Below are 9125 nucleotides of genomic sequence, written 5' to 3' on the forward strand. Positions count from 1 at the left end.
TACGCAACGCACAAGACGCCCAGGATCAAGGCATGGCTCGCCCGCCGTCCGCACTGGCATGTCCACTTCACGCCCACCTCGGCATCATGGATCAATCAGGTCGAACGCTGGTTCGCTGAATTGACCCGCAAGCAGTTGCAGCGCGGGGTCCATCGTTCGACTGCCGAACTGGAGGCCGACATTGCCGCCTTCATCGAAGCACACAACGAGAACCCCAAACCATACAGATGGGTCAAGTCCGCCGATGAAATCCTCGCATCGGTCAAGCGGTTCTGCCAGCGAACCCAAACCCTATGCGGCGAACTTTAGATTCGGGTGACTAGCTCTCCGTAGCCTTCAAAAGTCTGGTTCGGCGAACCGAAGCGAATCTTTGCTCACGTTGATACCGCTTTCGAGCGGATGGCCTTCGACATTCCTGAGAGAAAGCGCAAAACGAAATTACGGTTTCAACGCAATTAGCATGATTTCCCTGATCGTATTGAAGTGTGTTAAAGGGTGGCGTTTTTCAATTATTGAACGGTACCCGATGGCCTATTACGCCTCACGCCAAGTTTATCAGGCAAGACCTACCTACGCGGTTTCAATCTACCGCGCGCGAACGCGAATTGTCTCGCCTATTTCGTTGAGGATCGCGCGCAAGGTATCGTGGTCTTCGTGCCGGACACGCATCCAAGCATTGGCCATGTATCCCGCCTCCACCTGTTGTGTCGGTGTTCCTGGTGACGGAAAGTGCTGGCCGACGACTAAGTTTTCGTATTTGCCAAAGATCGTCTCTGTGCCTTCGTAGCCTGTGATGTGCCCGTCGCATTCGGGTCGCAGAGCGATGATTCCGCAAGCATAACGGCGTGAAGGACGGGCATCGCTCGTGTGGTGGCAAACGGCGAGCGCCCATTCCCGATAGAGATCGTACTCATTGCCCGCGCAGTAGCTGTCCCACTGCCCGACACCGGGCGGACGGCAACCGATCTCCGAGAACTTGAGCCCTTTCGGCCCAAAGAACCACTCCATGTGGGTCGGGGCCGTCGTGATCCCGAGCGCGCCGATCACGCGCCGTCCCATTTCCCGCAGCTCGAAATATCTGTCCGCCTCGACCGCGTTTGTTGAAATCAGCTGAGGCGAGATCCAGCGCGTGCGCATAGCCTCGAGAACGCCCGGATAATAGTGTCCAACAAACTCGTGCTGGACGTCGCCATGGACGGTCACGGTGTCGTAGATCCCTTCGTGGCCTTCGATGAACTCCTCGATCGCAGCCAGTGCACCATCGGCGACGCCCGCCGCGCGGGCTGCATGTTCCAACTCGGCGGCGTTATTGGCCCGGTAGGTGCCAGCTGCTCCGGCGGAATCTCGTGGCTTGATTATCAGCGGATAGCCGACCGCTTCGGCGAAATCCCAAGCTTCGGAAAGGCTCGATATTCCGCCCGACGCGGCCACCGGTATGCCTGCGGTCCGGAGCACCTGTTTCATGGCGACCTTGTCGCGGCACAGGTAGGTCGTTCTCGCGGATAATCCTGGAATGCCGCAGCGTTCTCTGACACGTGCCACAGGAAGTGTGTGTGCCTCGACCGTCGCTTCCATACGATCGATCCAGACCTTTGACTGGGCGTCCCGTACGGCCCACTCAAGAGCGCCTTCGTTGGTGACCGATTCTATCTGCTGGTAATTTGTGAGCCTCGCCTGTGTCTCGGCATCCAACCAATCCACGGGCCGTTCGCCGATGCCGTAAATATCTGCCCCGATCGAGTAAAGTGCGCGGACGAATTCTCTCTGATTAGCTGGAAAGCCCGGTTCTATGAAGATGATGTTCAAGGCCACGCTCCCATGTCAGGCGACGATATCGTCTAGGTAGAGCGGCAACATCTCGCGCCAGGTCGGCCAGTCGTGATCGTAGGTCGCGGCCCAAGGGTCGACCCGATTTGGCACGCCCTTTGCACCAAGGACACCAGCCATCCGCCAGCTCTCAGATGGATCTTCCCACCGACCTTGACCGACAGGCAGGACGATGAACCGGCGCTGCAGCATATCGAGAGTCGGCCCCTCCAGCCCGGGCAAAAAGGACAGGGGCGAGGAGAAATAGTAGTCCTGGTTTCCCTGGAACCCCATAAGCTGTTCGAGATCATAGGTGCCGCTCATGCCGAGCGCCGTGCGGAACAGATGCGGATATCGACAGGTTACAGCGACGGCGTTGAACGCCCCGATCGACGCGCCGGCAGCGACCACTTCGATGCTGCCGTCTCGGCAATCGGCACGGATCGCCGGAACCACTTCGTGTGCGACGTATTCGTGGAACTGGTTGAGGATCCAGCAGCGATGTTCAACCGACCCTTCCTTGGACGCGAGAGCAGCGCCGGCGACGCTGTCGCAGGAGTAGACCTTGATGCGCCCGGCCGAGATGATTGGATCAAGCACCCGGATCACGTGCATCCGCTCGATCTCTTCCGCATCGCCGCCCGCGGTGGGAAACAGCAGGACAGGCTGGCCAAAGGTGCCCCAGCGGACCAGCGATATGTCGCGATGAAGCCTGTCCGACCTCCACCTAGAAACCGTCTTTGTCACCGAACTTCCCTTCCTGCTCGCGCCACAGCTGGATCCTGTCCCAGAATAACTGCGTGAACTCGTCGTGCTCGTGATGTGGAAACAACGCCTCGACCTTCTGCCGGATCGCATCGTGCAGCTTTTCCGATCCGAAGAAGTCATAGGCGAGCTCGTCCAGATCCTTCAGCTGGTTCTTGCAGAAGCGCCGGAACTTTTCTGTCTCGAACCGTTTGTGGGCGATCTTGGCGTATTCGGTCAGCTTTTCACGAGGAGACCGATCGCTGTCGGCGATCTTGTAGAACGGAGGCCAATCCATGTTCTTGCGCATCGCGCGGTCCGTCGCGGCGCAGAACAACGACCAGCGCAGGTTGGCCTTGATCAGCCACGGAAAATGATAGTGCAGCGACGTGACCTGGCTGTCGGGGCAGGCGTTGGCAAAGTCGATCGGATGCCAGTTGCCATTTTGCCGGAGCGCCTCGCAGGAGTTGAAATCCCAGCCGAAGAAGGCATTGATCGTCAGAGTCATGTCCTTGAGCGTCTGCTGGTCCACCTCGTCCAGAAAATTGATGTCCTGGCGATAACGGTCGTGCAACGGTGCGCCGGGATCATAATTTACGTGCCGGACCTGCGGTCCGAGCCCGACATTTCGGACGAAAAAATCATGCGGCAGCACAGCCGCCTGCAAGTTCATGATCTCAGTGCCGCTGGCATCGTAGGCGCGGTGCAGCTCCTGTGCATTGTCGATCTTGGTCACGCCCTTCCAGCCGCCGCCATGGTAGGGCTTCATGAAGAACGGATAACCGATTTTGTCGCCGATCTCGTCGAGGCTGAACATCCGCGCATATTTGATCAGCGTCGCTTCCAGGTCGTCTGACGGGTCATAGGCCTTGGGCGGCAGCATCCATGTCTCTGGCACGGGAAGGCCCAGCCGCAGCATCGCAGCATAGCTGGTGTGTTTCTCGTTCGACTGCAGTGACCAGGGGTTATTGTAGACGTAGAGGTCATCCATCAGGATGGCCTTCTTGATCCATTCGCGGCTTGTCGAATACCAATGTGTCAGCCGGTCAATTACCACGTCGTATTTCACCGGCTGGTGAAGGCTGAAGGGTTCGATCGTCACCCGTTCCAAGGCAAAGTCATAGGTGTTTTTGCCAATCTTCAACCCGTCGCGGGTCAGCGCCTCGAACAAACTTTCATAGGCAATGGGCCAGCAGATGTCTGCTCCCAACGAGAGTCCGACTTGCTTGGTGCTTCTGGCCATGGAAATATCCCCCCATTCATTCCGGCGCTGCACGGGCATCGAACGCCAGTTATTCTCTCGGTTGCACCGGCAGGACCCACATTAGGGCGTTCCGCAACTGATCCCTCCAGTTATGCCAATGATGACCATCCCAGGAGCTCTGGAACAAGACATCAATGCCCTGCTCCGCTAGGAGTTTGGCCAATGCCTTGTTTTCCGTCGCCAATCCTTCCAGCTCGCCAGTCGAGACAAAGGCCCTCGTTGCTTCAGGTGCCGGTGCACGGCGGACAACCTCGACCAGGTGGGCAACCCGGTGAAATACCGGATTCGAACGTCGCCTCAACTTGTCGGGATCCAGAACAAAGGACCCGGATTTGAGGATCAAGCCACCGAAAACCCCGCGAAACCGAAACGCTGTCGCCAGCGATGCGACCGCGCCAAGACTTGCGCCAAGGAGCACGCGGTCCTGAGCCCTCGTAGAGATCGAATACCGGTTGGTCACCGCCGGCAATAGCTCGCCCACGACGTAGCGCGAATGGCGCCGCCCGTTCGGATACTCGCTCATCCTGTCGTCGGCTTGTATCAACACGGCCACGAGAGGCGGGATATCTCCGGCTTCTATCAGATTGTCCAGCGACGTGGTCAGGTCGGCATATTCGTCATAATCGCCACCGTCATGGATCACGACCAACGGAAAGTCCCGGCCATTATCGTAGGCGTTGGGCAAATAGACCCGTTCGGTCCGGGAACGGCCAAAGACGTCGCTATCGACGGTAATTTCTTCCATGCGTCCACGCGGAGCGCCACGTTCCAGGCTCCATTCAGGTCGAGCGTAGCCGTGCGTCATCGCGACGGAGTTCTCTCCAAACGGATCGCCGGCGCGATGCGGATTCGCCGGGTCCAGAACCCAGGCGTCGCCATGAGCCCTAACCACGTTCAGTTTGTACTCGAAACGCCCCCCGTCCGCGACGGGGAGCCTGAGGAACCATAGGTCACTTTCGGGGAGACGCTGAAAGCGCTGCCTGTTCACTCCAGCATTGATCCATCGCAGGATCTCGACCGCATGCGCTTCGCCGCGCCACAGAAACGTCAATGCGCCCGGTTCGACGAGCGGCGACGAAAGCCCGGACAGGAAACGGTCGACGGCGGGCGAGGACCTGTCCTCGGCAGCAAGGAAATCCCGCAGATGTGGATGCACCTGGCCTGCCCCGTTATCATGGCGACGAGCATCCTCCATGTTGGGTTGTACGTTCACGGTATTCACGACCTGCTGATTTGGTTTCAAGCGCGTCGCCTCATGGCTCCACGCATTCGAGGTAAGGGGTCTTGCGGTTGCGCACAATGCCGACGTTGGAGAATTCGGCGGGCCTGTCATTCACCCGTGCTGGCACTCTCCTCGATGAGCCAGTCCACCACGGCGACCTGCGCGTTATGTTCTGTCGCGCCTTGCGCAAGCGCCGCGTTGAAAATACGCAATTGTTCGTCGGAACTTGTGCCACGACGCGCAATCGTCCGCGCATGCTCGACTTCACGGATGCACCCGAGGTCTTCGGCAAATGGCCGCAGCAACTCCACGAGTTCGTCGGTTAGGTCGGCGAATGCCAACAGCTTGCGCTTGCCGAAGTCCGCCATCTCGGCTTCGACGCCGTAGCGCATGGCTCGCCACTTGTTTTCGGCCAGCAGGATACGGCGATAGGTGCGGCGGCGTTCGTTGCTGCGCCGCAGATGGAACAGGTAGGCGAGGATCGATTGGTACAGCGCGGCGATCGTCAGACCGTCTGCGATATGCGTGCAGATATCGCAGATCCGTATCTCCAACGTCGGATGCTTGCCGGAAGGCCGGATGTCCCACCAGATCTTCGACGGATCCATAACCATTCCAGTTGCCGCAAGATCGTCAAGAAGTTCGGTCCAGTCGCTCCAGCTGTCGAACACCTCGGGGAATCCCGACCTCGGTAAGTCACCAATGATGATAGGGCGAAACGCCTTGAGGCCGGTATCGTGGCCTTCCCAGAACGGGGAGGACGTGCTGAGCGCCAACAGGTACGGCATGAAATAGGTTACCTGGCCCATCAAGTCGACCCTGAGGTTCTTGTCGTTAATGCCGGCGTGGACGTGCATGCCGCAGATCGCCATGCGGCGCGCCAGGGTCCGGTGTTCCGCCCCCAGGATCCGGTAGCGTTCCATGTCGACCGGTTCCTGCTCGCTCCAATGCGCCCAGGGGTGGGTCGAGGCGGCGATCATGCGCATGCCGAAATCCTTGGCGCATTGCGCAACAGTTTCCCTTAAGTGACGAAGATCCTCTCGTGCCTCGGCGATCGTTTCGCAGACGTTGGTGCCGATTTCAACCTGGCTCTGCAGAAATTCATGTACCACTTTAGGTCCGAGAAGGTTCTGGCATTTTACCATGAACTCCCGCGGCGGCCGCGCGCAAAGAGCGCGCGTTTCCGGGTCCACGAGCAGGTATTCCTCTTCTATTCCGATCGAGAATGCTTCGTCGTCCATGATGTTCTCCACACTCCATAACACCCTTTAGATGGCTATCACTTACGTCAAGCCATTCTCCGGGTAGAGCCCAAGCCACAAAGCTCGGATAGGCGCATCGAATGATGCTCCAAACCCTTCCGGCGATATCGTGTTGAGGGTTTCGGAGCAGCGGTCGCAATTTTTGGCAAGGCTTTCAGGCTAGCCTTCCAGATGCGGCCAGGAAGCTGTCTCGCCAGCCGCTCACATCGGCAGCAGTGATGCCAAGTTCGCGGCTGACCAGCTCCAGGTCCTCGCCACCCAAGTTCCTCAGCACCACCTCCTGCTTCCGCCCGGCTTAGTTGCGCCGCCGCGGCGGCGCAACGGGCGGCTCGTCACCAGCGTAATGGGCGCGCCACGAAATGAAACGCCCGCATTGGCTCTCTCTTCATCTGTCATGGCCCTTCCTTCTCCGGGGGGGCGCTCTCACCCAAACAGGTGTCTCACACAACTCTACACCGGGGGAACCTGACCTTCGCCAAAATCGCAGCGAACGACCGGTCCCCGCCCTTCCTTCAGGTTTCTGCCTGTGCGAAGGGCGCACCGTCACATTTGCACCAATCGACCGGGACCTGACGTGAGGCAGTAAATCTTCTCGCACTGTCGAATGACCGACCACTATCGCAGCGGACATTCGCGTCCTGGATTTCGGCGGTTTGGTGAGAAATTCCACTGGACTACTGGCTCCTGACGAGCGGTACTGCCGTTGTGCCGACACAGCCATTGGCTACAGCCAACCGCCCGGATCGCCGGGCTCCACGCAGTACGGGGACCGGAATGATCCGGTCACGGACAATGTGGAGAGCAAGATGGCACGATCGAATACGACGAGACGAACGACGCGAACCACCGGCACACGGCGCAAGGCAAAACCCGCTGCGGCGAACGCGAACAGTGCGCCGGCCAGGTCCAAGAAGGCACGTCTCCGGGAACGCCTGGAGGCGCCCGAGGGCGCTTCGCTGGATCAGTTGGTGACCGAGTTCGGCTGGCAGCCGCATACGGTGCGGGCAGTGATTTCGGGGTTGCGCAAGGCAGGTCTCGATGTTCAGAGGGAGACAGGGGAGGTGGACATGGTCTACCGCATCGTGGCACCGCGCCGGACGTGATGGCCCGCCGGGTTTTGCAAACCGATCTCCCGGAGCTTATCCGGGAGATCGAGGCGTTCGACCGGGCAGGGTGCCTGGTTCGATGGGAGGCTTCCTTTGGAGGCCCGCCGCCGAAATACCTCTCGATCCGGTTCCTGCAGCGGGTGCTGATCCATGATCTCCAGTGTCGGGTTCTGGGTTGGTATTCCGTGCCGGTTCGGCGGGTGCTGAAGTCGGCCATGCCAAACGGAGCAGGGCAGGGGAAGGCTTCACCGGCCCCGTCTCCCGGTGCGCACCTGGTGCGGGAATGGAACGGCCGGACCTATCGCGTTGAAGTCACCGCTTCCGGCTACGTTCTGGACGGCCAGAGCTATCGCTCCCTGTCGGCGGTGGCGCGCAGGATCACCGGCGCGAACTGGAGCGGACCTCGGTTCTTCGGCCTGACGGAAAGGCGGGCAAGCTGAGATGGCACGGATCCGGTGTGCCATCTATACTCGCAAGTCGTCGGAGGAGGGGCTCGACCAGGACTTCAACTCTCTCGATGCCCAGCGGGAGGCCTGCGAGGCCTATATCGCCAGCCAGCGCCACGAAGGCTGGGTGTTGCTGAAGGCGCACTATGATGACGGCGGGATCTCCGGCGGCACGCTCGAACGGCCGGCGCTGCAGCGGCTGATGGCTGACGTCGATGCCGGCATGATCGACCAGATCGTGGTCTACAAAATCGACCGGTTGACTCGCTCGCTGCCGGACTTCGCGAAGCTGGTCGACCGCCTGGATGCGGCGCAGGCCTCCTTCGTCTCGGTAACCCAGGCATTCAACACCGCCACCAGCATGGGGCGGCTCACGCTGAACGTGCTTCTGTCCTTCGCCCAGTTCGAACGTGAGGTGACGGCGGACCGGATCCGCGACAAGATTGCCGCCTCGAAGAAGAAGGGTCTCTGGATGTGCGGCTACGTTCCGCTTGGCTACGATAAAGCCGGCCGCACGCTGGTGATCAATGAGGCCGAAGCCCGGACAGTTCGCAAAGTCTTCGCGCTCTACGATGAGCATCGTGCGCTGAACCAAGTGGCACGGGAGGCCTCCCGCATCGGACTGCGATCTAAGCGCTACGTCACCCAGAGCGGCAACTGTCCCGGTGGCAACGTCATGTCGCGGGGTGTGGCAAGGACATGTGGCCATGCTCCGCGCGGCAGAAATACTGCTCGAAGCGGTGCCACGCGATCGAGTTGAAGCGGGACGAGAAAGCGGCGCGGATCGAAGAACTGTCGGGCCGGCGGTGCAAGACATGTGGCGGGCCGATCGACGTGAGCAAGATCCGGGGCACGGTCTACTGCTCGCCCGCTTGCCGGCCGAACTACCTATACCCCGACACCCGGACCTGCCCGCATTGCGGCTCTACCTTCCGATCGCAGAACAAGGTTCAACGCTGTTGCTCGCTCTCCTGCGCCGCGAAGTTGCGATCCGCCGCGCCGGGGAACTGATCAACCAGATTGAACCGGCGCACAACCACCACGGCAATTCTACTAAGGACGCTGGCGTCCCTAGTAGCCGCAAGCAAGCCGCCCGCGATGCCGGAATGTCGGTGTGCGCGAACAATGGCGCCGAAATACAGACAACTGTTTTCAAATCATCCCTGCGTTAACCCTATCGGCTATCGTGCAAGGGACTGTGGAACGGTGGATAGTGACTGTGTGGGGGGCTACCACGCGAACCAATTATGTGAGTGTCCGATATGGCGATTGAAT

8 protein-coding genes and 2 pseudogenes are annotated in these 9125 nt (G+C 59.9%); 5 read left to right on the plus strand and 5 right to left on the minus strand.

Annotated elements, in window-relative coordinates:
* Positions 1-309, plus strand: a pseudogene (locus BLR85_RS26765) (IS630 family transposase); the annotation flags it as partial.
* A gap of 276 nt (positions 310-585) precedes the next feature.
* Here BLR85_RS26765 and BLR85_RS26770 read toward each other — a convergent pair.
* From BLR85_RS26770 to BLR85_RS26785, 5 genes are all read right to left on the minus strand, one after another.
* Positions 586-1806, minus strand: coding sequence for an ATP-grasp domain-containing protein (locus BLR85_RS26770; RefSeq protein WP_093164580.1), 1221 nt, complete (start codon positions 1804-1806; stop codon positions 586-588).
* 15 nt (positions 1807-1821) lie between these two features.
* Positions 1822-2553, minus strand: coding sequence for an esterase family protein (locus BLR85_RS26775; protein ID WP_068318237.1), 732 nt, complete (start codon positions 2551-2553; stop codon positions 1822-1824).
* Entirely contained in the window at positions 2534-3793 is a 1260-nt protein-coding gene (locus BLR85_RS29695) for an ATP-grasp domain-containing protein (RefSeq protein ID WP_212635177.1), read from the minus strand. Before BLR85_RS29695 ends, BLR85_RS26775 begins: the two co-directional genes overlap by 20 nt.
* A 49-nt stretch (positions 3794-3842) precedes the next feature.
* Complete coding sequence (locus BLR85_RS26780; RefSeq protein ID WP_170844799.1) at positions 3843-5057, minus strand: alpha/beta hydrolase; 1215 nt, start codon at positions 5055-5057, stop codon at positions 3843-3845.
* 86 nt (positions 5058-5143) lie between these two features.
* The gene (locus BLR85_RS26785; protein WP_093164587.1) at positions 5144-6277 is read right to left on the minus strand and encodes a carboxylate-amine ligase; all 1134 of its coding nucleotides are present in this window, start codon (positions 6275-6277) and stop codon (positions 5144-5146) included.
* A gap of 827 nt (positions 6278-7104) precedes the next feature.
* Here BLR85_RS26785 and BLR85_RS26790 point away from each other — a divergent pair.
* The 4 genes and pseudogenes from BLR85_RS26790 (at position 7105) to BLR85_RS26805 (ending at position 9022) form a co-directional block, all read left to right on the plus strand.
* Positions 7105-7401 (plus strand): DUF3489 domain-containing protein, encoded by a 297-nt coding sequence (locus BLR85_RS26790; protein ID WP_093164590.1) that lies wholly within the window; start codon positions 7105-7107, stop codon positions 7399-7401.
* A complete protein-coding gene (locus BLR85_RS26795) occupies positions 7401-7844 on the plus strand; it encodes a DUF2924 domain-containing protein (protein ID WP_093164593.1) in 444 nt (147 codons plus the stop codon). The genes BLR85_RS26790 and BLR85_RS26795 overlap by 1 nt, the downstream gene beginning before the upstream one ends.
* A gap of 1 nt (position 7845) precedes the next feature.
* A pseudogene (locus tag BLR85_RS26800) lies at positions 7846-8538 on the plus strand (recombinase family protein); the annotation flags it as partial.
* Positions 8539-8665: 127 nt separating this feature from the next.
* The gene (locus tag BLR85_RS26805; RefSeq protein ID WP_093164598.1) at positions 8666-9022 is read left to right on the plus strand and encodes a hypothetical protein; all 357 of its coding nucleotides are present in this window, start codon (positions 8666-8668) and stop codon (positions 9020-9022) included.
* Positions 9023-9125: the final 103 nt, after the last annotated feature.

The sequence above is a fragment of the Aliiruegeria lutimaris genome, assembly GCF_900099935.1.
GTDB classification, from domain to species: Bacteria; Pseudomonadota; Alphaproteobacteria; order Rhodobacterales; family Rhodobacteraceae; genus Tropicimonas; species Tropicimonas lutimaris.